This window comes from Sphingobium ummariense RL-3, assembly GCF_000447205.1.
Classification (GTDB): Bacteria; Pseudomonadota; Alphaproteobacteria; order Sphingomonadales; family Sphingomonadaceae; genus Sphingobium; species Sphingobium ummariense.
In genome coordinates this window covers 34,096-55,163 of the sequence record NZ_AUWY01000092.1, presented here as the reverse complement: position 1 = coordinate 55,163, position 21,068 = coordinate 34,096, and the positions used below count along the sequence as shown (strand labels likewise).

The following is a 21,068-nucleotide window of genomic DNA, read 5'->3' as shown; positions in this document are numbered from 1 at the left end:
CCCCCGCGGCGATGGTCGGCAGCCGCTCCGACCGGGCGGCGCGGGAATCCTGCCGGGCGGCGCGGGCTTCGGCGTCGGCGCGCAGCACGGGCGGCGATCGCAGCACCAGCAGCTCCAGCGCCTCCTCGCTGTCCACCTCGGCGGCGGGCAGCGGCACGCGGCCCAGCGAGGCGGGCGCGTCATGCCCGGTCAGCGCGCGATATTGCGCCTCGGCCCCGGCCCGGTCGCGGCGGAAGCCGGCGAGGCGGGTCTGGACCGTGGCGATCGAACTCTCGATCCGAGGCAGATCGCCGCGCGCGGAAAAGCCCTGCTCGATCCGCCGTTCCAGCCCGGCGCGCAGCCGGCTCTGCCGTTCGATATATTCGACTGCCGCCTGCTCCATCAGCCGCTGGGCCAGGATCGAATACCAGGCGGTGATGGTTCTCAGCGCGATATCCTGCCCATAGCCCATGGTGGTGGACCGGGCGGCATCGACCCGCGCATTGCCCGCGCCGATGCGGCTCGACGCCGCGCCGAAGTCCAGCAGCCGCTGCCGCACCGAAGCGGTCGCGTCGGTGCGCCCTTCGGGCCGCGAGCGCTCGATGATGTTGCCGGGATCGTTGGAAAAGTTGCGGGCCAGCGATCGATTGGCATCGACCGTCAGGTCGACGGTAGGGAACAGCGCTGATCGCGCCTGGGTTCGCGCCGCCAGCGCCTCGCGCTCGCTGGCGCGGGCCTCGTCGATCAGGGCGTTGTTCTGGACCGCCGCTTCGATTTCCGCCCGGAACAGGTCATGCGAACCGACCGGCCCGGCGAGCGCCAGCAGCGGGTCGTCCGTCGCGGGCGCGGTGAAGGGATGCGGGTTGGGCGGTACGACCAGGCCGGTCTGCGCGTCCGCGCTCCACGGGCACGCCATGGCCAGCGCCATGGCAATGGCGCGAAGGCAGCAACCGTTCCTGCGTGTCCTGGCAATCGATAAAAGCACAGTGCCCCAAACCGCGCAGAGTTCCCCCGACTCGCCCTAATGCTGCCCGCGAGCAGGATTATGCCAAGTCATTGGCTCGACATGCCTTATAATCGACTACAGCGCAACTTGCGCTGCGGTAAGCGGAAAGATGACGGAAATGATCCGGCGGCGTTCTACATGGGCCATTTCTGGGCGACACTTTCCGCCCCGGCGGCAACAGTTCGCGCAATCAGGCCCGATCAGCGGGCGGAAGCATCGTCTCCCAGTCCCTCCAGCGCCGTGAATCGCTGCGACCACAGCGCGCCATAGACCGCCATCCACTGCACGACCGGCGCCAGTCCCTTGGCGCGCGCCGCATAATAGGTCTCGCGCCCCGCGCGGCGCGCCGTCACCAGCCGGGCGCGGCGCAACTTGCCCAGGTGGCGCGACACCATCGGTTGCGACACGCCCGACACCGCCGTCAGCGCGTGGACGCTCTGCTCTCCCTCGCGCACCAGATATTCCAGCAGCGCGCGGCGCGTCCCATCCGACAGCGCCTTGAAAAGTGGGTCGCACTGCTCGGCCGTGCTGGCGGACTTTAACCGTTTTGACATGCGATTGTCATAATCGGCCGGTTATCGACGGGTCAAGCGCCGGGCCGTTTCGGCGTCCGGAAAGCGCGTTAACCAAAAAAAGCCGCATCCCGCCTCGGCTGAGTCTTTTCCGCCACACCACCTGATATGGAGTCCGGCGCCCCGCGGGGGACTCAATATGTCGTGCCTTCCCGATTCGTTCCGGTCCGCGTTAACCATTTTCCGAGCAATATCTGCTAAGCCGCTGATCTTGACGGGGGACTCCCGAGGACTCATCGCTGGGCCTCAGAACCGAAGGGGGTTGAATCAATGGGTGTCATGGAACGCGTCGCGTCGCGGCGGAAGAAGGCGGTTGCGCCGGTCGAAACCGGGGCGGCCACCATTCCCGTCGACAGCCTGCTGCGCGGCGACTGCATCGCGCAGATGGCGGCGCTGCCGGACGCGTGCATCGACATGATCTTCGCCGACCCGCCCTATAATCTCCAGCTCGGCGGCGACCTGTTCCGGCCGGAGGGCGGCCGGGTCGATGCGGTCGACAATGACTGGGACAAGTTCGACACGCTCGGCGCCTATGACCGCTTCACCAAGGCCTGGCTGACGCAGGCGCGCCGCATTCTGAAGCCCAACGGCACCATCTGGGTGATCGGCAGCTATCATAATATCTTCCGCGTCGGCGCCGCGCTGCAGGACGAAGGCTTCTGGATCCTCAACGACATCATCTGGCGCAAGGCGAACCCGATGCCCAATTTCAAGGGCACGCGCTTCACCAACGCGCATGAGACGCTGATCTGGGCCAGCCAGGGCGAGGACGCCCGCTACACCTTCAACTACAAGGCGATGAAGACGCTGAACGACGAGCTGCAGATGCGCTCGGACTGGGTGCTCCCCATCTGCGGCGGGCAGGAGCGGCTGAAGCGCAACGGCACGAAGGCGCATCCGACGCAGAAGCCCGAGGCGCTGCTCTACCGCGTGCTGCTGGCCTGCACGAAGCCCGGCGACGTGGTGCTCGATCCCTTCTTCGGCACCGGCACCACCGGCGCCGTCGCCAAGCGCCTCGGCCGCCGCTGGATCGGCATCGAGCGTGAGGAAAGCTATATCGAGGTCGCGCTGGAGCGGATCGCCGACGCGCTGCCGCTCGACGAATCCGCGCTCACCATCATGCAGAGCGCCAAGTCGCAGCCCAAGGTCGCCTTCGGCACGCTGGTGGAAACCGGCTATTGCCAGCCCGGCACGGTGCTGACCGACCTCAAGCGTCGCTGGCAGGCCGTGGTCCGGGCGGACGGATCGCTGGCGGTGGGCACCGACAGCGGCTCCATCCACAAGATGGGCGCCACCCTCCAGGGCGCGCCCAGCTGCAACGGCTGGACCTTCTGGCATCTCGACGCGGGCGAGGGCCTCAAACCCATCGACACCCTGCGCCAGACCTATCTGCTCGCGAACGAACCATAAGGATGCCCGGTCTTCGGACATCAACCTGCCTTCGTCATCCCAGCGAAAGCTGGGATCCCGCTTCTTCTTGCCCCGCGTGAGAAAAGGAAAAGAGAGATCCCGGCTTTCGCCGGGATGACGGATGATGGCAGCGGACAGGCATCGCGTTATCCGTCTGCACAAGACACGCTCGCCTCACCATCCGCCCTGCCAAGGATCGCCGATGCTGCCTCCCATCCCCGCCGACGCCCGGCTCTACCTCACGCCCACCTGGTTCGTGCCCTCGCCGATCGGCCTGCCGGACGGATCGGCGGCGCGGATGGGCAACGGCCTCCTCTGGTTCCAGGCCTATGGGCTGACGGCGTTGCGGGGCCGGGACCGGGTGGCGCGGGCGACGGTGCCGGTCGCCGACTTCGCCGGTGCGATCGCGACCCTGCCTGAACCCTTGGCGGAGCGGGCGCTGCGCCTCGCCGCCAACATCTCCGCCCAGCGCCCGCCGCTCGCCCTGCGCGACCGCACGATCCGCTTCGACGCGCCGCAGGTGATGGCGATCCTCAACGTCACGCCGGACAGTTTCTCCGACGGCGGCCGGCATAGCGACGATCCGCAGGCGGCCGCCGACGCGGGCTTCGCCATGGCGGCGGCGGGGGCGGCGCTGGTCGATGTCGGCGGCGAATCCACCCGGCCCAGGGCGGCGAAGGTCTGGGAAGGGGATGAGATCGCGCGGGTCGTGCCGGTGATCGAACGGCTCGCGGCGGCCGGCGTGCCGGTCTCCATCGACACCCGCAAGGCCGCGGTGATGGAGGCGGCGCTGGCCGCTGGCGCCGCCATCGTCAACGACGTCAGCGCGCTGCGGCACGATCCCCGGTCGCTGGAGGTCGTCGCGGCGGCGGGCTGCCCCGTGATCCTGATGCACGCGCCCTCGGCCGGCGACGATCCGCACGACAATTCCGCAGGCTATGGCGACGTCGTGGCCGACGTGTTCGACCATCTGGAATCGCGCATCGCCGCCTGCCTCGCGGCAGGCATCGCGCGGGATAAAATCATGGTCGATCCGGGCCTCGGCTTCGGCAAGGGGCTCGCCGACAATCTCGCGCTGGTGAACGGCCTCGCGACCTTCCAGGGGCTGGGCGTGCCGCTGCTCTTCGCGGGCAGCCGCAAGCGGCTGATCGGCGCCCTCTCGAACGAGGCGCCGGCCGCCGACCGCCTCGGCGGCTCGATCGCGCTCGCCTTCCGCGCCGCCCAGCTCGGCGCCCAGATGGTCCGCGTCCACGACGTCCGCGAAAGCCTCCAGGCCCTCCACCTCTGGCGCGGCATGGCGGATGCGGGGCTGAGCGCGGTTTAGGGGGAGGGGTTTCGACCGAAGGCAGACATGGAGGTAACCGTCACCCCGGACTTGATCCGGGGTCCCACTGCCCTTTTCCACGGCGCGGCCGAAAAGAAAGCGGGATCCCGGGTCAAGCCAGGGATGACGGAAAAGAAATGGCATCAATCGACCATTTTTCGTCGCTCCGTCAGATGATTCTGATCTCTTAAACCGGCCGCTTATGCCGATGGCAAGGTGAAGGCTGAAAGACGAAATCTGATGGAAAGCCGTCATTCGCCTGCTACCATACCCACATGGAAGAAGCAGTCGGATCATGGCAGCAAGAAGGACGCATTAGCCTTTGGCGCTACCGCAAAGCGCCGAAGATGTATCACGGTTGGCACTTCACAGCAGATCAAGAAGGCTGCGCAAGCCTAATCGAACTGTTTAACATTCTGTCGAGTGCGACCGGCCCTGCTCATCGAACTATCTCACTAACTGATCCCCAAGATGTGGAAGCAGATCGCATCTTCGGCAATCACGACTTCCGGCTCGATGTTCCCGCCAAACTCCGCCTTGCCAACGACCTTGATGAAAGCGGCTCCATTGGCCTTGCCGCTGATGCTTTTGTCATGCCGCTCAGATCAGAAGATATAACCAATTTCTTAGATGCGGTGAGAGAAATATCTGTTGATCACGCTGACTTCGGCGTGAGCTTTGGCAACAACGACACCATTATCAAGTTCTGGTGGTGGCCGAAGAAGCGCTAGGGGCCGAATGTCCGCAAAGGACGATTTTACTGCGCAAGGTCAGCTATCGCCGGTCATATGCCCAAAAGCCGCCAGTCCGCTTCCCACCCTTGATCGCCGTTCACTGGGCCGATCGACGCCAAACCTTCCCGTTAGCGGTCGGTCCGCTCCTGGGCGGGAAAGCTGACCGGCAGGACGCGACCCATTTTTTTGCCATTCTGATCCGTTTTGCCGCCGCCTGAAAGAAGACATTGATGCAGAAGGCGCAATCGCTCTAAACAAAAGCGATGTAGCAGTGAGGGCAGCCTGCCAGATGAATTTGGCTTGGATTATTTTTGGAGTCTCCATCTATCACTTTGCGGCGATCAACGGGCTGTCTCTTATATCAGGCCGATACAGCAACATCGGGCTTCTTAATGATAACTCCCTTTTGCTGGGTAGGGCGCATGTCATTGGTGTCAGCCTTGCAATCCTAGCTATAGGGGCCTTCTACTGGTCGCTGCGAACCGAGTATCTCGCTCTAGCTATAACACTTGGCACCGGACTTATGATCGCAGACCTCCTGTGCATTTTCAGAATGTTACGCCGATAGCGGCCTGTCCGCTAACCACCCTTCTTTGCCTTCCTGGCCGCTCGCTCCCGTCAGCGCAACTGCGACGTCGCACTGCGCATCCATCCTTCCAATGTAGGATTTCCCATGGTCTACCATGGCGATGGAATCGCGTCCCTCCGCCCGCCAACGCCATGCCCCGCATCCGCCGCCCGGCCGCTTTTCCGATACAAGGCTGTCGCCTGACTGTCGCGTCACTGTAGCGTCGCTGTTACCCACCTGTCGCGCCTGTGGCGCGTCGGTGTCGCCTCTCTGTCGCGTTGCTGTCGCCTCGCAGGGACTTTTGCGCCATTTTTCGCCGAAAGAACCCGACGACGGTGTGAACTTCGCTCCAGCCCGCTGCTGTCGCGTCGAAACGCTGTTACTGGCCCGCCGCCGCCGTGGCGTTCGCCGCTTCGGCCGCGCCGCCTTCGGGCGTCTGCGCCTTTGGCGCGAAGATCTTCAGGCTGTCGAGCACCTTCTCGGCGATCGCCTGATATTGCTCGCTCAGCATCTCGGGATAGACGAAGGTCGCGGTCACGATCGACCCGTCGGGCTGCTTCAGCAGGCGGATGGCCACATTATTGCCCTCGCCGTCGTTTGCGGTGCCGCGATATTCATTGTCGCCGATGAAGTCGCCGTCCACGCCCTCGGACCCGCTGCTCACCGCCTCGACGATCTGCTGCAGCGTCTGGTCATTGTCGTTCTTCTGCCAGAAGACGCGCACGTCCGCGCCGGCGCCGGGATCCTGATAGACCACGCCGTCCGCCGTGCTGGCCGCGCCGTCCTTCGTCCAGCCCTCGGGGAAGGTGACCGAAAAGCCCCGCTCGATGTTCACATAGTTGCGGCTTTCCGCTTCCTCGGCCTTCTGGCTCTCCAGCGCATTGGCGGCGGCGGCGTTGGCGGCGGCGGCCAGTTCCTCCTGGCTCGGCATGTCCCCCACCGGCTCGGCGCGGCCGCAGGCGGCCAGCAGCAGGACGGAAAGGACGGCGGCGAGGGGAGCTGTCTTCATACCCCCTCCCAAAGCATAGCCGGGCCGACATTTCAACGTCGCAGCGGCATAGCCCCGGCGGGGCGGTCAGGCAGCGCTCTCGATCCCCAGTTCGGCGAGCTTGCGGTAGAGCGTGGATCGGCCGATGCCCAGCCGCCGCGCGACCTCCGTCATGCGTCCGCGATAATGGCCGATGGCGAGGCGAATGACGTCCGCCTCGATCTCCGCGAGCTGGCGGACATGACCGTCGCCCTCGAACAGGGTGATGCCCGCGCCCTCCTGATGCGCCTGGCGGCTGCCCGGCTCGGTGCGCTGCGGCCCGCCGCCGCCCGCCATCACCTGCGCGGCGATCTGCGGAAAATCCTGCGGCGTCAGCGCGTCGCCTTCGCACAGCACGGCGGCGCGGAACAGCGCGTTCTGCAGCTGGCGGACATTGCCCGGCCAATCGTGCCGCAGCAGCAGCGCCAGCGCGTCGTCGGTCAGGCCCAGGCTGCGCAGCCCCGGCTGTCCGGCGATCCGCGCCAGCAGGTGGCGGCAGAGCGCGGGAATGTCCCCCATCCGCTCGCGCAGCGGCGGCACGGTCAGCTGCACCACGTTGAGGCGGTAGTAGAGATCCTCGCGGAAACGTCCGGCCTCCACTTCCTCGATCAGCCGCTTGTTGGTGGCGGCGATCACCCGGACGTCGACATGCACGGGCAGGCGCGCGCCGATCGGCTGCACTTCCCCGTCCTGCAGCACGCGCAGCAGCTTCACCTGCGCGTCGAAGGGCATCTCGCTCACCTCGTCGAGGAAGAGCGTGCCCATGTCGGCGCTCAGGAACTTGCCGACATGGCGCTCGAACGCGCCGGTGAAGGCGCCGCGCTCATGGCCGAACAGCTCCGATTCGACGAGGTTGGCGGGGATGGCGCCGCAATTGACCGTCACCATCGCCTGCTTGTGGCGCGGCGACGCGGCGTGGATGGCACGCGCGATCACGTCCTTGCCGACGCCGCTCTCGCCCTCGATCAGCACGGGTACCCGCGCGCGCGCCGCCTTCGCCGCGATGGCGAGTGCGGCGCGGAACTGCGGCGCGGAACCCACGACATCCTCGAAGGAAAGGGGGGCCGTGATCTTCTCGGTCAGCGGGCGCAGTTCGCCGCGCGGATCGTCGTCGGCCAGCGTCGCGTTGAGCGCGGCGAGCAGTCGCTCGGGCGCGATCGGCTTGGACAGATAGTCGGTCGCCCCGGCGCGCATCGCCTCCACCGCGACGGCGACATTGTTGTGCGCCGTCAGCACCAATATGGGCAGGGCAGGGCGCCGCGCGCGCAGTTCCCGGATCAGGCCGGACGGTTCGTAATCGGGGCTCCACTGGTCGAGCAGCACGGCGTCGAGCCGCATCCCGTCCTGCGTGCCGAGCGTCGCGATCGCGGTCTCGCCGTCAGGGGCGAACACCGTGCGCCAGCCCGCCCGGGCGGCGAGCGCCGCGACCAGCCGTCGCTGCGCCGGCTCGTCGTCGATCAGCAGCAGCATGGGAATGCCGTCGCGCGCCATGGAACCCCTTCTCTTTCTCTCGGACGGGCAGGGTAGCGGGCAGCGGTAAAGGCGCTCTTAACCGCGGTGATTTTCTTGGGCGTCTCGGGTTGAGGGGGAGCGGCCAAGGCGATAAGAGAGCGCCATCGAGCCGTAACGAGGGGACAGGACATGGCGTCCGAAGACAATATGAAGAGCGCGACCCAGACCTATGAGGGCTTCGTGGGCCTGATGAAATGGGGCACGATCGCCTCGGTCGCGGTCGCCGCGCTGGTCGTGCTTCTGATCGCGAGCTGACCTTCCCGGACTTTCCCTTCGAACTGGCGCTGCTGCTGCCGGCGCTGCTGGGCTTCGCGCTCGTCCGGCCGGGCGGCGGGCGGCTTGCTTTGCTGTCCGCTTTGGGCAGCCTGACGCTGGTCGGCGCCCTGATCGCCGCGGCCGAGGCGGGAAGCATGGCTGCCCGCTATCTCGGCCTCGCCGCCGTGCTGCTCGGATCGCTGGGCGCGGTGGTTGGCTTTGGCCTTGCCGCACGGCTTGATGACGAGCCGGAGGCATGACCCCGCTCTCTCCCGTTGCTGCGCTGGGCTGGCTGCTGGCGGGTGCGCTGGTCCTGCTGGCGCTGCGGCTGCGTGAAGGCAGGGCGGCGCTCGCCGGCCTTTTCGGGGTCGCTCTGGCGAGCGGCGCCACCCTCTATGTCCAGGACGTGGTCAGCCTGCCGGAGATCCTCGGCGCCGGCCTCATCGGCCTGTCCCTTGGCTATCTGCTGCTGCGCGAACGGCACCGGCCGGCGGCGGCGCGGCTGCTGCTGCCGCTCGTGCCCGCGCTCGCCGGGATGACGGCGCTGCTGGCGGCGACGATCGCCCTGCTCAATCCCAATGGCTTCGGCCTGCTGGACGAAGGTCTGCGGATCGGATCGGGCGCGCGTGCGATCCTGTCCGCGGCCCTGCTGTGCGGCGGCGCCGGCATCGCCACAGCCCTGTTCGCCTCCGGCCGCTGGCGGGCGCTGCTGCCCCTCCTTTCGGGCGGCGCGTCCGTGGCGCTGGGCCTGCTGTTCGCCCAGGCGCCGCTCGTCGCGCTGGGGGCTCTGGTGGCGGGGGCAGCGTTGCGACTTGGGGTCAGCCGCCCGCAGGACGCTTGTCCGCCCGCCGATCTTCCGTAAGAAGGAAGGGCAGGGGCCATTCCGGGCATCACGCCCTATCCATTCCATCGCCTCGCTGAAACGGGAGTTGCATGCGCAAGCTAGGTCTGATCGGTGGTCTCAGCTGGACGTCCACCGCCCGCTATTATGAGATCATCAATCAGGCGATCCATCGCGCGAAGGGCGGCCAGCACAGTGCCCCGCTGGTGATCGAAAGCCTCGACTTCGCCACTGTCGCGCGCTGTGCGACGCAAGACGACTGGGACTGCGCCTCCGGCCCCGTCGTCGGCGCGGCGATGCGGCTGGAGCAGGCGGGGGCGGAGGCGCTGCTGATCTGCGCCAACTCGATCCATCGCATCTACGACCGGGCGCAGGATGCCGTCGGCATCCCTATCATCCACATTGCCGAAACGGTGGGGCAGAAGATGAAGGCCGACGGCATCGAGAAAGCGGCGCTGATCGGCACGCGCAACGTCATGACCGAGAAATTCTACCGCCAGCGGCTGGTCGCCCATGGCGTGTCCCTGCTGCCGCCGGACCTGGAACTGGCCGACCGGGTCGACCGCATCGTCTATGATGAGCTGACCGTAGGCAAGGTCAGCCGTGAATCCGAGCGGTACATGAAATCGGAACTGACGGATATCGCCAAGGAAGACGTGCAGGCGGTGGTGCTCGCCACCACCGAGCTGGAACTGATCGTCGACGTGAAGGCCAATGTCCTTCCGATCTACGACTCCACCTCGATCCATGCGAAGGCGGGGGTCGACTTCATCCTGGGATGACGACGGCCCCGGTTCAGCGCACCGGGGTCCAGATCTGGGTCTTGCAGAAGATCGAGATGCAGCCCTGCACCTTCAACGTGCCGTCTTCGTTGCGGCTGACCTTGCTGGCGTAGCTCTTGCCGCTTTCGGGATCGTAGATCTTCCCCTTCCACTGCGATCCCGCGTCCTCGAAGCCCGACAGCAGCGGCAGGCCGACTAGCGGCCGGCTGCGGAGCGCCGGGTCCGGATTCTTGTAATCGTTTTGTGGGCGACCGGGCGTCGGCTTCACGATCCGTTCGATCCGGCCGCACATCGCCTTGCCGCACGGGGCGATGGCGACGATCGCCTTCCCTTCGATCGTGGCCCAGCGGCCGGCGATGGGATGTGCGGCCTGCGCAGTGGCGGGCAGGGCCAAGGCGGCGACGATGATGGGCGCGGTGCGCTTGAACGACATGGGGCGACCTCTCCTTATGGGCTTTGGATAAGGGGAAAATAGGCGGCTGAAGCGCCGCACGCCATAGCAGAATTGGCGGATTTGCCAGCAGGACGAGGGGACGCTACGGCAAGCGTACCCTCGCCCCGCAAGGTTTTTTCAGAAGGCGGTGCTGATCGAGCAGGCCGCCGGACCCAGGATGACGACGAACAGCGTCGGCAGGATGAAAAGGATCAGCGGCACGGTCATGATCGCCGGCAGGCGCGCGGCCTTCTCCTCGGCGCGCATCATGCGCTCGTGCCGGAACTCGGCGGACAGGACGCGTAGCGCGGAAGCGAGCGGGGTACCGTATTTCTCGGTCTGGATCATGGTCGTGACCACGCCCTTGACCGCATCCAGCTTCACGCGGGTCGCAAGATTCTCGAAAGCCATGCGCCGCTCGGTGAGGAAGCTCAGCTCGATCGCGGTCAGCTGGAATTCGTCGCCCAGCTCGGGATAGGCCTTGCCCAGCTCGCGCGCCACCCGGTTGAAGGCGGCATCGACCGTCAGGCCCGCCTCGGCGCAGATCACCAGCAGGTCGAGCGCGTCGGGCAGCCCCTTGCGGATCGCGGCCGAGCGCTTCTGGATCTTGTTGTCGATATAGATGTCCGGCGCCTTGTAGGCGAGCAGCAGCGTGATGGCGAAGGCGAAGAAGCGCTTCACCGGCCCCCATTCAGGCTCGATACCGACCCCGTAGAGCAGGATCGCGGCAAGACCGCCGATCACGATCGGCAGGATCATGCGGCCGAAGATCACGGCGACAGCCAGGTCCTTCGATCGGATGCCGGCCTGCGCAAGGCGGATCTGCGCATCCTTGAGCTGGTCGTCCTGCAGCACCTTCAGGCTGGACAGGAAGGACCGCATCTGGTCGGTCGTCTGGTTCTTGCGGACCAGCTTCGCCCGGCGCTTGGCGGTGGAGGCGGTGATGCCCGCCTTGAGCTGTTCGCGCCGTTCGTTCAGCGCCTTGACCCGCTTCGCCATAGGATCGCGCACGGTCATCACTGCATATAGCGCGAACAGCACGGCGAGTGTCGCCAGCGCGGCGAGCAGCGTGCCCAGGTCGGTCGCCGTCAGTCCGAAGAGCGTGCCGGCAGGAGAAGGTGTCGTTTCCATATCCTGTTTTCCTGCCGGTCAGATCTCGAAATTGACCATCTGAGCCATGATGTACGCGCCGATGCCCATCCAGCACATGCCACCCAGTCCCACGACCTGCATCGTCGACAGGCCGAACAAACCGACCGGATCGGGGGTGAAGAAGGGCTTCATATAGTTGAAGTTGATGTAGCAGATCATGCCGAAGACGAGGAAAGGCAGGACGCCGATGATATAGGCCGATGCCTTGGATTCCGACGACATGGCACGGATCTTGAGCTTCATCTGCGCGCGCTGGCGCAGCACCGTCGCCAGGTTGGACAGTGTTTCGGCCAGGTTGCCGCCGGTTTCGCGCTGGATTGACAGGGTGATGGTGAAGAACTGGAATTCCGGCGTGCCCAGGCGGTCCGCGGTCTCCTGCAGCGCCTGTTCCATGCTCTTGCCGATCTTGATGCGCTCGGTCACCAGCTTGAACTCCTCGCCCACCGGGCCGGGAATCTCGCTCGACACGACACCCAGGGTCTCGGCGATGGGCAGGCCGGAGCGCAGGCCGCGGGTCAGCAACTCCAGCGCGTCGGGGAACTTCGCGTTGAACTGGTTCACCCGCTTGTTGATGAGCTTGCCGAGCCACCAGTGCGGCAGGCCGAGGCTCGCCGCCAGGCCGACCATGATCGCCATGAGCATCGGAAAGCCGCGCAACTCCAGAAAGCCGACGATCAGCAGGAAGATCACCGCGCTCGCCGTCATATACTGGCTGAGCGTCCACTTCTTCCCTGTCATCCGCAGGCGCTTGGTCAGCAGCTCCGGATTGGGGATCAGCGAAACGAGCATCTTCATCTCGGTGCCGGTGGCCCGGTTCGAGATCGCCTTGCGCATCCGCGCTTCCATTATCGCTTCTGCGGATTCGCTGTGCCGGCCGCGAATGCTGGCGACACGGCGCTTGCGCGCCTTGTCGGCGGAGGGACCGGCAAAGGCCATGACCAGCAGACCCAGCAGGGTCGCCAGCAGCGCCGTCATCAGGATGATATTGACGTCCATATGCCTGCCTGTTCCGTTCCGGGGACGCGCATCCCCTGTCAGTCCATTTCGTGTCGTCGTTTAGAGGACCGCCGCCTTGTCCTTGCGGCGCGTGGGCAGCTTGCTCTTGAGATCGCCGATCTTGCCGAGCAGGGAATCGCCCTTGCCACGCGCCGGCCGCGGCGTTTCGTCGTCGTCCGCCGCCGCGCCCATCACGGCGTCCAGCAGCGCGATGCAGGAGGCCCCGACCTTGCTGCTCTTCGCGGTCTCGGCCAGCGTCTTGCCCAGCTTCGCCGCCTGCGCGCTGATGCGCAGGTCGAACGGAACGATGACGTCCACCTTGCGCTCGATCGACTGTTCGAAATCCTTGCGGCTGATCTCCGGCGCGCCCGGATGGACGCGGTTCGCGACCACCAGCACGCGCGACTGCGGTGCGTTGGTCTTCAGCCAGGACAGGATCCGGATCGTGTCGCGGGCCGCGGCCAGGGTCAATTCGGTCACCACGACGGCGATGTTGGCGTCCGTCATCAGGTGCGGGTGCTGGATCAGCATGTTGCGGGGCAGGTCGATGACGCTGCATTCGAAGGCGAGGCGGAACTCCTCCAGCAACTGGTAGAAGGCGCCGCCGTCGGTCATCATCGGCTGGCTGATCGGCGCTTCGGCCGACAGGATCGCCAATGTGTCGCTGGCCCGCACCATCGCGCGCTCGATGAACAGGCCGTCGATGCGGCTGGGATTTTCGATCGCGTCGGTCAGGCCACGGCCGGGCTCCAGGTCCATCGCCAGCGCGTTGGTGCCGAAATGGACGTCGAGGTCGAGCAGCGCGGTCGGCCGCTTCTTCTTCTCGCTCAGCAGCCAGGCGAGCGACGTCGCGATGCTCGACGCGCCGACACCGCCGCGCGTGCCGATCACCGCCACGGTGCAGTGCGGCCGCTCCGGCGCTGTCTCGCGCGGCGCCAGGAACACCGCTTGCGCCTGCGTCAGCGCGTCGCGCAGCTGGTCAGCGCCGAAGGGCTTCAGCAGATAGTCCTGGATGCCGCTGGCGATCAGGTCGCGGTAGAGGCGCACGTCGTTGACCTGGCCGGCGGCGATCACCACCGTGCCGGGCTCGCAGACCTCGGCAAGGCTGTTGATGTCGTTCAGCGGGTCGCCGCTTTCGGACATGTCGACGAACAGGATCTGCGGGGACGCGGTGATCGACAGGCTCTGCACCGCGTTGCGCATGCCGCCCTTGTTCACCTTCTCCGGCGGCCAGCCCATTTCGGACGCGACCGCGCGCAGCAGGTCGAAGCTGTGGTCGTCGCAGACGAAGGCGTGGAAGGTATCGCGCTGCCCGACGCCGGGTTTCCAGGGTGCGTTCATCTTACTGGGCTCCCGCAGTGATTTGCTTGAGGTCGCCAGCGCCGCTGGGCGCCCGGTCGCGATAGGTGGAGATCGCGCGGTTGGAGGTTGCCGTGCGGAGTTCGCTGTCGGTGCCCTGGCCGCGGACAAGATCCTCGGGATTGGCCACCATGGCGGCGAAATTGCTGTTCACGCCGCAACCGAAGTTGGTCGAGGTGCCGAGCTGGCCGTCGCTTTCCGCCTTGTCGCTCCAGTTCGGGCAGCCGGGCACGCTGGCGGTGGCGCGGCGCACGATCAGCCGCACCATGCCTTCCGGCGCGGTGCCGGCGATGGCGGAGCTGTCCTCGGCGACCAGCAGGCCCCGGCGGGCGGCGATGTCCGCGACGCCCTCGCGCAGTTCGGGGCTGTAATAGCCTGCGTCGGTCACGATCGCGACCTGGTCGCCATAGCTGAGGCCGATCGAGGTGAACCAATCGTCCAGCCGCCGCGCCTCGGAAGGCGACAGCCCGCCGCCCGCCTGCACGTCGAACGTGTAGGCGGCGTGGCTGACGACCGGCTGGTGGACCGATTCGACACCGCGATTGGCTGTGCCGTAACAGGCGGCGAGAGGCAGCGTCATCAACGCCAGCGCGCCGAAGCGGACGAAGGCGGCCATGGATTTGCCTGTGGTGGACTGGGCGGTCATGTCTGTCGTCCTTCCGTCAGAAGCTGAAGCCGGGGGTGGCGCCGCCGGACTTGCCCGACCGCCTGCCTTCGTCGCGCGAAGCGACCAGCGGCGTTGCGGCGGAGGCCTGCGGGCCGGGTGCCGGCACCGGGCTGCCCGGCGCGCGCGTCGGTGTGTTCGGCTGCTTGCCGCTGACGCCGTCGTGCATCTGCTGCCCGAAGAAGCCCTGCGCTTCCGTGGCGGCCCGGAAGCCGTCGGTCGGCAGGCGGACGTCGGATGCATTCATCGGCTTCACCAGATAGGGGGTGACGACGATGACCAGCTCGGTCTCGTTGCGCTGGAACTGGCGCGACTTGAACAGGCTGCCCAGGATCGGGATGTTGCCCAGGCCCGGCACCTTGTTGATGCCGTTCGACGTCTCGTTGTTCAGCAGGCCTGCGATCATGAAGGCCTGGCCCGAACCGAGCTCCACGGTCGTCTCCGCCGTCCGGCTCTTGAGCGCGGGCACGGTGGCGCTGACCGAGAAGTCGAGGCTGGAGACGGTGGGGCGGACCCGCAGCGAGATGCGGCCATCGGCCAGCACGGTGGGCGTGAAGGCCAGCTGCACGCCATATTGCTTGAATTCGATGCTGTTGCCCGAGGACGGTCCGTTGTTGACCGTATAGGGATATTCGCCGCCCGCCAGGAAGCTGGCGGTTTCACCCGAAAGGGCGGTCAGGTTCGGCTGCGCCAGCGTGGTGGCGAGGCCTGTGGATTCCGCTAGGTCCAACGCGCCCGCGATATCGATGCCCAGAATGCGAGCGACTCCTCCAAGGCTGTAGCTGCCGTCGACGGGAGAAGTGAAGCTCCATTCCGCAGGCTTAGTGATTAACCCTGTGGTCGGATTTATTTCTGGCTTGGTGTACGAGAAAAAGTTGCGATTGCCTCCACCGACGAAGCCAAGAGTGCCACCGCTTTGATCGACGCTGCCAAAATTGGTGCCGATCTTGTGGCCGATGTCGCGGGCGACTTCTGCGATCTTCACCTGCAGCATGACCTGTAGCGGCGTCGCCATGCGCAGGCGGCTGACCACGGTCACCTCCTTGCCGACGAAGGCCTGGGTCAGGCGCTCGGCCTCGGCCGCATCCTCGGGGGCCTGGATGGTGCCGGTCAGCAGCACCATGCCGTTCATCTTGTTGACCGCGATGTTCGCGCCCGGCATCGCCAGCCGCAGCATGTCGTCGATGCTGGTCAGGTTGTTACCGACGCGCACCGTGCCGGAAAACAGCACCTTGCCGTTGGTCGCGGTGACGAAGACGGTGGTTTCACCAGCCTTCTTCGCGATCAGGTAGAGCTGGTTCTGCGACCGGACATGCACGTCGACCACGTCGGGATTGGCGATCACCACGTCCGACATCTTGGACGGCAGGTTGATGACCTTGCTGCCGCCCACCGACAACAGGATCGCATTGTCCTGCATCGGGGAAGGGGCGGCGTTGAGCGCCGTGGTCGGCGCTGCGGCTGCGGCGAACGCCAGGCCGAGCGCGATGGCGGGGACCGCAAGCGGCCGCGCCGCCGGAACCCGGGCGAGCATGTGGAAAGCCTTCATCTCATTTCCCCCCGACCGGAACTTCGGTCACACTGGTGCCGCGCGCGACGCGGATGGTCGGCCCCTTGAAGGCCACCGTTCCGGCAGGCGCGCCATTCGCCGCGATGGCGGGCGGCAATCCGGCATCGGCCTTTGCCGGCACGCTGCTGCGCTGGTAACGCGACACGTCCGCGCCGGTGGAATAGGTGCTGCCGCGATCGACCGGGCGGGCGGCGAGCTTGGTGATGATCGCCTTTTCCGCCTTGGGATCGGCGCCGTCGGGCAGGTCCACATCGGTGCCCGCGATGGCGGCGTCGAGATCGGATGCGTTGTCCGCGATCGAACGCAGCGACATGGACAGCGACCCGATGGTCTGGGCGACCGCGATCTTCTCCGCGATCTTGGGCGTCACTTCCAGGGTGACGTTGGAATAGGTCTGGACCACCGGCTTGCCGTCCTCTCCCATCGCATCCATGCGCTGGTCGGTGGCGAGCACGCGCAGGTTGCGCAGGATGGTTTCGGATACCTTGAGCGGCTCGCCATCGCCGCCGCCCGTGACGCTCTGCGTCAGGACCAGGTCGATGCGGTCGCCCGGGAACACGAAGCCCGCGACAGATGTCTGGGCCGACACCGGCACGGTGACGGCGCGCATGCCCGGCCCGAGCGCGGCGGCGAGGAAGCCCCGGTCGCCGGGCTTGACGAGCGAACCCTGCGTCAGCGGCTGCCCGGCCGAAATGGCGTTGCGCACGACGCTGCCCGCCAGCTTGGCGGGGTCGGCCTGGCCCTTCAGATAATAGGCGGCTTCGATCAGATCCTTGGGCCAGGGCTGGAAGCGGAAGCTCTCCGCGTCGAGGATGGTCCCGACCGGCAGCGCCTTGGTCGCCACTAGCACATGGGGCTGGTCTGCTTCCGGCATCGCGGCGGCGTTGACCTGCGGCGCGCTCGATGTGCTAAACATGCTGCGCGCGAGCAGGGCGGTCGTGACCGCTATGATCAGCGCCCCCATCAGCAGCACGATCTTCTTTGCATCCATGACGAAATTCGCCTCCCTCAAATGGGTGCTCTGCCCCCAGGGCCCCACTCATCACGCAAATTGGTTAAGATATCGTTCGCCAAGCACCCACAGCGCGGCCAGCGAAATGGCGACGCCATAAGGGATTTCGGGCTGTCCGGTCCGGTGGCGCAGCCGGTGGTACGCGACGGTCGCCAGCGTCACCACGCCGCCCAGCACCGCCATCAGCACCAGCAGCGACAGTACGGCCTGCCAGGGGAACCAGAGCGCGAGCGCCCCCAGCAGCTTGACGTCGCCGCCGCCCATCCAGCCCAGCGCGAACAGCGCCGCGAAAAGGCCGAACACGGCAAGGCCGACGAGCAGTTGCACCGCCATGTCCGGCCAGAGCGGCAGGCCGCAGGCGAGCCACCAGAGCGGCGCCAGCGCCGCGATCGTGAGATTGAGCCGGTTGGAGATGATGCGCGCGCGCAGGTCGGTGATCGCCGCCACGATCAGCAGCGCGCTCAGGGCGCCTGTCAGCGCCAGCCTGAAATATTCCCCCGACATGGGGCAAGGCACTAGACCGCATGGCTTACCAAACCGTAACCATGCCCCATGGATTCGCCCGCTTTCGTCGCTCCGGCCTTCGATCGCCGTGCCTGGCCGGAGGGCGGGCGGCTCGATTATTGGCACGCGGGCGACGGCTGGCCGCTGCGCCGCTATCGCCTGGGGCCGGGGACGCGCGGCCGCATGCTCGTGCTTGGCGGGCGCGGCGACATGATCGAGAAATATCTGGAGGTGATCCACCACTGGGCGGGACGCGGCTGGGCGGTGACCAGCTTCGACTGGCGCGGGCAGGGGGGATCGGGCCGCCTCACCGACGATCCGCTGTGTGGGCATATTGCCGATTTCGGACAGTGGATCGCCGACCTGAAGGCGCTGGCAACGGACTGGCGGGCGGAAGGGGCTGGGCCGGCGGTGCTGCTGGGGCACAGCATGGGCGGGCACCTGCTGCTGCGGGCGCTGGCCGAAGGGCTGCCGCTGCCCGATGCCGCAGTTGCAGTCGCGCCGATGCTGGGCCTGCGCAGCTGGCCGCTGCCGCTGCGGCTGGCGGAGGGGATGGCCGGGCTGATGTGCCGCCTCGGACGCGGCACGCGGCAGGCATGGACCCAGAAGGAAACATCGGAACGGCAGCGACGCATCCGCCAGCTGCGCCTGACCCACGATCCGGAGCGCTATGCCGACGAACTGTGGTGGCGCGACCACAGCCGCGACGTCGCGATCGGCCCGCCGAGCTGGGATTGGGTGCGCGAGGCACTGGCCTCCACCCGCGCGCTGGAGGAGAAGGGCGATCTGGCGCGGATCGCCATGCCGCTGCTGATCCTGGCGACGCAGGCGGACGAACTGGTTTCCACAGCCGCCATCCGCCGCATCGCCGCGCGCCTGCCCGACGCCCGCCTGCACGTCTACGGCAAGGAAGCCGCGCACGAGATTCTGCGCGAGCTTGACCCGGTGCGGCTCGACGCGCTGGCCCGGATCGACGCCTTTCTGGACGAGGTCGCGCCGCGATGAACCGACCGGACGTCGTGATCGTCGGCGGCGGCATTGCCGGCGCCAGCCTGGGGTCGCTGCTGGCGGAGCAGGCGAGCGTCCTCATCCTGGAGATGGAGAACCGCCCCGGCTATCACGCCACCGGCCGTTCGGTCGCCTTCTGGGAAGAGACCTATGGCGGCCCGGCGATCCAGCCGCTCACCACGGCTTCCGGGCCGCTGCTCGGCGCGCCCGATCCGGATTTCCACGACGGGTCCTTCCTGTCGCCGCGGCGGACGCTGCACATCGGCCGGGCGGAGGATGAAGAGGCGCGCGACCGGCTGGTTGCCTCCTTCGCCGGCAAGGTCGACCTGCGCGCCGTGGACCCGCGCGCGATCGTTCCCGGCCTGCGGCCCGACTGGGTGCTGGGCGTGTTGGAAGCGAGTTGCCAGGACATCGACGTCGCGGCGCTGCACCAGGCGTGCCTGCGCCGCTTCCGCAGGCTGGGCGGGGAAGTGCGGACATCGACGCGCCTGCTCGCCGCGCAGCGGGCGGGGGGCGCGTGGCGGCTCGAGACGAGCGACGGGCCGGTCGAATGCGGTACGATCGTCAATGCGGCAGGGGCCTGGGCCGATCAGGTCGCACAGGCTTGCGGCGCGGCACCGGTCGCGATCACGCCGATGCGGCGTACCGTGGTGCAATTGCGCGTGCCTTCGCTGCCCTCGCCGGATCTTCCCCTGGTCATGGACCTGCGCGAGCGCTTCTATTTCAAGCCCGAGGGCGCTGGCCGTCTGTGGCTGACGCCGCATGACGAGGAACCGTCGCCTCCCTGCGATGCCGCGCCGGAGGAACTGGCGGTCGCGCAGGCCATCGCGCGCTTCGAAAGCGCGGTCGACTGGCCGATCGCGGCGGTCGAGCATCGCTGGGCGGGGCTGCGCAGCTTCGCGCCGGATCGAGTGCCCGTCTTCGGCTTCGATCCCGATGTGCCGGGCTTCTTCTGGTTCGCGGGACAGGGCGGTTTCGGCATCCAGACCGCGCCCGCCGCTGCCTTGCTGGGCCGCGCGCTTTTCGCTGGTGAGGGCCTGCCGAAGGAGATTGCGGGCCTCGATGTGCAAGCCTATGGTCCGGCACGATTTCGTTAACGCAACAAGCGGAGAGCGGAGATGGCGCACAAGTTCGTGATCGAGAAGAACAAGGCCGGCGAGTTCGTGGCCAAGTTCAAATATAACAGCGAGATCATTTTCTGGACCGAAGGCTATAAGTCCAAGGCCGGCGCGCAGAACGCCATCGATTCCATCCTGAAGAACGGTCCCGGCGCTCCCGTCGAAGAGGCGGAATAATGTCGCTGGCCCGAACGGGTTGCGCTTGCATATAGAAACGACAATGCGAAGGGGGTTAGGATGACGATGAGGCGGCGTGACGTGCTGGCGCTGGGCGGCATGGGTCTTGCGGCGCTGGCCATGCCGGCCTGGGCGCAGCAAGCCCCGGATCCCGACTGGTTCCACCTGCTCGATCCCGAACTGCGCGAAGCCGCCCGCTCGATCCTGCGCGAAGGCGCCTCCCGGCGCCAGCCGCCGCCGCCGCCGGTGCCCCAAGGGGTGACGGAGCATCATGTGCCGGGCATGGATGGCGCGCCGCCGGTGCGCGTCTTCGTCATCAACGCGGGGCGGGAAGGCGCCAAGCCGCGCGGCGGCATCCTGCATATCCACGGCGGCGGCTTCGTGGGCGGCAATGTGCTTTCGGGCCTTGCCGGCCTCAAGGCGCGCGCAGAAAAGCTCGGTTGCGTCATCGTCACGGTGGATTACCGGCTGGCCCCTGCCACCCGCTTTCCCGGCTCGCTGGAGGACAATTACGCCGCGCTCAAATGGATGCACGGCAATGCCGGGATGCTGGGTGTCGATCCCCGCCGCATTATCGTGATGGGCGAAAGCGCGGGCGGCGGCCATGCCGCGATGCTGGCGATCGCCGCGCGCGACCGGCGGGAGGTGCCGGTCGCTTTCCAGGCGCTGGTCTATCCCATGCTCGACGATCGTACCGGCAGCAGCCGCATGCCGCCGCCGCAGGTGGGCAAGCTGATCTGGACAGAGGCGCAGAACCGCAACGGCTGGAGTGCGCTGCTTGGCCAGCCGGCGGGTGAGGCGCAGGTGCCCTACGGATCGGTGCCGGCGCGCGTGCAGAATCTGCGCGGCCTCCCGCCCGCCTTCATCGTGGTGGGAACGCTCGACCTCTTCGTCGAGGAGGATGTGGACTATGCCCGCCGGCTCGTCGCAGCGGGCGTGCCGACGGAAATGCTGCTCGTGAACGGCGGCTTCCACGCGTCGGAAGCGATCGTGCCGCAGGCGGCGAGCTCGATCCGCTTCAACACCGCGCTCGAAGGAGCGCTGGTTCGCGCCCTGGCGGGATAG

General features: G+C 67.0%; 24 protein-coding genes. 12 read left to right on the top strand and 12 right to left on the bottom strand.

Annotation, left to right across the window (positions count from 1 at the left end; translation table 11 throughout):
• Together M529_RS38055 and M529_RS38050 are read right to left on the bottom strand one after the other, a co-directional pair.
• Nucleotides 1–895: TolC family protein (locus M529_RS38055; protein WP_161626357.1), on the bottom strand; the 895-nt coding region annotated here is incomplete at its 3' end.
• 290 nt (nt 896–1,185) lie between these two features.
• Nucleotides 1,186–1,539, bottom strand: a complete 354-nt coding sequence (locus M529_RS38050; RefSeq protein ID WP_021318531.1) for an ArsR/SmtB family transcription factor — start codon at nt 1,537–1,539, stop codon at nt 1,186–1,188.
• A 288-nt stretch (nt 1,540–1,827) separates the two neighbouring features.
• Here M529_RS38050 and M529_RS38045 point away from each other — a divergent pair, with 288 nt between their 5' ends.
• The 4 genes from M529_RS38045 to M529_RS49270 all read left to right on the top strand — a co-directional run bounded on the left by M529_RS38045 (nt 1,828) and on the right by M529_RS49270 (nt 5,243).
• Complete coding sequence (locus tag M529_RS38045) at nt 1,828–2,967, top strand: site-specific DNA-methyltransferase (RefSeq protein ID WP_021318530.1); 1,140 nt, start codon at nt 1,828–1,830, stop codon at nt 2,965–2,967.
• A gap of 202 nt (nt 2,968–3,169) precedes the next feature.
• On the top strand, nt 3,170–4,291 hold the full coding sequence (gene folP, locus M529_RS38040; RefSeq protein ID WP_021318529.1) for a dihydropteroate synthase: 1,122 nt from the start codon (nt 3,170–3,172) through the stop codon (nt 4,289–4,291).
• 275 nt (nt 4,292–4,566) lie between these two features.
• Nucleotides 4,567–5,022: a hypothetical protein gene (locus M529_RS49275; RefSeq protein WP_152522606.1), complete on the top strand. Its 456-nt coding sequence runs from the start codon at nt 4,567–4,569 to the stop codon at nt 5,020–5,022.
• Nucleotides 5,004–5,243 carry a hypothetical protein gene (locus tag M529_RS49270; RefSeq protein ID WP_161626356.1) on the top strand — a complete coding sequence of 80 codons (240 nt, stop codon included), beginning with the start codon at nt 5,004–5,006 and terminating at the stop codon, nt 5,241–5,243. Before M529_RS49275 ends, M529_RS49270 begins: the two co-directional genes overlap by 19 nt.
• 729 nt (nt 5,244–5,972) lie before the next feature.
• Here the strand turns inward: M529_RS49270 and M529_RS38025 are convergent.
• Both M529_RS38025 and M529_RS38020 read right to left on the bottom strand, forming a co-directional pair.
• The gene (locus tag M529_RS38025) at nt 5,973–6,602 is read right to left on the bottom strand and encodes a hypothetical protein (RefSeq protein WP_021318526.1); all 630 of its coding nucleotides are present in this window, start codon (nt 6,600–6,602) and stop codon (nt 5,973–5,975) included.
• Between the two features lie 66 nt (nt 6,603–6,668).
• Nucleotides 6,669–8,111: a sigma-54-dependent transcriptional regulator gene (locus M529_RS38020; RefSeq protein ID WP_021318525.1), complete on the bottom strand. Its 1,443-nt coding sequence runs from the start codon at nt 8,109–8,111 to the stop codon at nt 6,669–6,671.
• A gap of 150 nt (nt 8,112–8,261) precedes the next feature.
• Between M529_RS38020 and M529_RS38015 the strand changes: the two genes are divergently transcribed.
• The 4 genes from M529_RS38015 (at nt 8,262) to M529_RS38000 (ending at nt 10,010) form a co-directional block, all read left to right on the top strand.
• Nucleotides 8,262–8,387, top strand: a complete 126-nt coding sequence (locus M529_RS38015; RefSeq protein WP_021318524.1) for an aa3-type cytochrome c oxidase subunit IV — start codon at nt 8,262–8,264, stop codon at nt 8,385–8,387.
• Nucleotides 8,327–8,647 (top strand): hypothetical protein, encoded by a 321-nt coding sequence (locus M529_RS49755; RefSeq protein ID WP_021318523.1) that lies wholly within the window; start codon nt 8,327–8,329, stop codon nt 8,645–8,647. The genes M529_RS38015 and M529_RS49755 overlap by 61 nt, the downstream gene beginning before the upstream one ends.
• The gene (locus M529_RS38005; protein ID WP_021318522.1) at nt 8,644–9,249 is read left to right on the top strand and encodes a hypothetical protein; all 606 of its coding nucleotides are present in this window, start codon (nt 8,644–8,646) and stop codon (nt 9,247–9,249) included. Before M529_RS49755 ends, M529_RS38005 begins: the two co-directional genes overlap by 4 nt.
• Before the next feature lie 71 nt (nt 9,250–9,320).
• A complete protein-coding gene (locus tag M529_RS38000) occupies nt 9,321–10,010 on the top strand; it encodes an aspartate/glutamate racemase family protein (RefSeq protein ID WP_021318521.1) in 690 nt (229 codons plus the stop codon).
• A 13-nt stretch (nt 10,011–10,023) separates the two neighbouring features.
• On the opposite strand, the gene M529_RS37995 is transcribed toward M529_RS38000, so the two are convergent.
• From M529_RS37995 to M529_RS37960, 8 genes are all read right to left on the bottom strand, one after another.
• Nucleotides 10,024–10,443, bottom strand: a complete 420-nt coding sequence (locus M529_RS37995) for a DUF2147 domain-containing protein (protein WP_021318520.1) — start codon at nt 10,441–10,443, stop codon at nt 10,024–10,026.
• Nucleotides 10,444–10,581: 138 nt separating this feature from the next.
• Complete coding sequence (locus M529_RS37990; RefSeq protein ID WP_021318519.1) at nt 10,582–11,574, bottom strand: type II secretion system F family protein; 993 nt, start codon at nt 11,572–11,574, stop codon at nt 10,582–10,584.
• An 18-nt stretch (nt 11,575–11,592) separates the two neighbouring features.
• A complete protein-coding gene (locus M529_RS37985; RefSeq protein WP_021318518.1) occupies nt 11,593–12,591 on the bottom strand; it encodes a type II secretion system F family protein in 999 nt (332 codons plus the stop codon).
• A 60-nt stretch (nt 12,592–12,651) separates the two neighbouring features.
• A complete protein-coding gene (locus tag M529_RS37980; RefSeq protein WP_021318517.1) occupies nt 12,652–13,932 on the bottom strand; it encodes a nucleotide-binding protein in 1,281 nt (426 codons plus the stop codon).
• Between the two features lies 1 nt (nt 13,933).
• Nucleotides 13,934–14,596: a CpaD family pilus assembly protein gene (locus tag M529_RS37975; protein ID WP_021318516.1), complete on the bottom strand. Its 663-nt coding sequence runs from the start codon at nt 14,594–14,596 to the stop codon at nt 13,934–13,936.
• 16 nt (nt 14,597–14,612) lie between these two features.
• Complete coding sequence (locus M529_RS37970; protein WP_021318515.1) at nt 14,613–16,163, bottom strand: type II and III secretion system protein family protein; 1,551 nt, start codon at nt 16,161–16,163, stop codon at nt 14,613–14,615.
• A gap of 1 nt (nt 16,164) precedes the next feature.
• Nucleotides 16,165–17,175: a Flp pilus assembly protein CpaB gene (cpaB, locus tag M529_RS37965; protein WP_021318514.1), complete on the bottom strand. Its 1,011-nt coding sequence runs from the start codon at nt 17,173–17,175 to the stop codon at nt 16,165–16,167.
• A gap of 51 nt (nt 17,176–17,226) precedes the next feature.
• Nucleotides 17,227–17,700: an A24 family peptidase gene (locus M529_RS37960; protein WP_021318513.1), complete on the bottom strand. Its 474-nt coding sequence runs from the start codon at nt 17,698–17,700 to the stop codon at nt 17,227–17,229.
• 48 nt (nt 17,701–17,748) lie between these two features.
• Here M529_RS37960 and M529_RS37955 point away from each other — a divergent pair, with 48 nt between their 5' ends.
• The 4 genes from M529_RS37955 to M529_RS37945 are packed head-to-tail and all read left to right on the top strand — an operon-like array spanning nt 17,749 to nt 21,068.
• Nucleotides 17,749–18,705 carry an alpha/beta fold hydrolase gene (locus tag M529_RS37955; RefSeq protein WP_021318512.1) on the top strand — a complete coding sequence of 319 codons (957 nt, stop codon included), beginning with the start codon at nt 17,749–17,751 and terminating at the stop codon, nt 18,703–18,705.
• Nucleotides 18,702–19,805 carry an NAD(P)/FAD-dependent oxidoreductase gene (locus M529_RS37950; RefSeq protein ID WP_021318511.1) on the top strand — a complete coding sequence of 368 codons (1,104 nt, stop codon included), beginning with the start codon at nt 18,702–18,704 and terminating at the stop codon, nt 19,803–19,805. The genes M529_RS37955 and M529_RS37950 overlap by 4 nt, the downstream gene beginning before the upstream one ends.
• Nucleotides 19,806–19,826: 21 nt before the next feature.
• Nucleotides 19,827–20,003, top strand: a complete 177-nt coding sequence (locus tag M529_RS48440) for a YegP family protein (RefSeq protein ID WP_021318510.1) — start codon at nt 19,827–19,829, stop codon at nt 20,001–20,003.
• A 60-nt stretch (nt 20,004–20,063) separates the two neighbouring features.
• Nucleotides 20,064–21,068, top strand: a complete 1,005-nt coding sequence (locus M529_RS37945; protein ID WP_021318509.1) for an alpha/beta hydrolase — start codon at nt 20,064–20,066, stop codon at nt 21,066–21,068.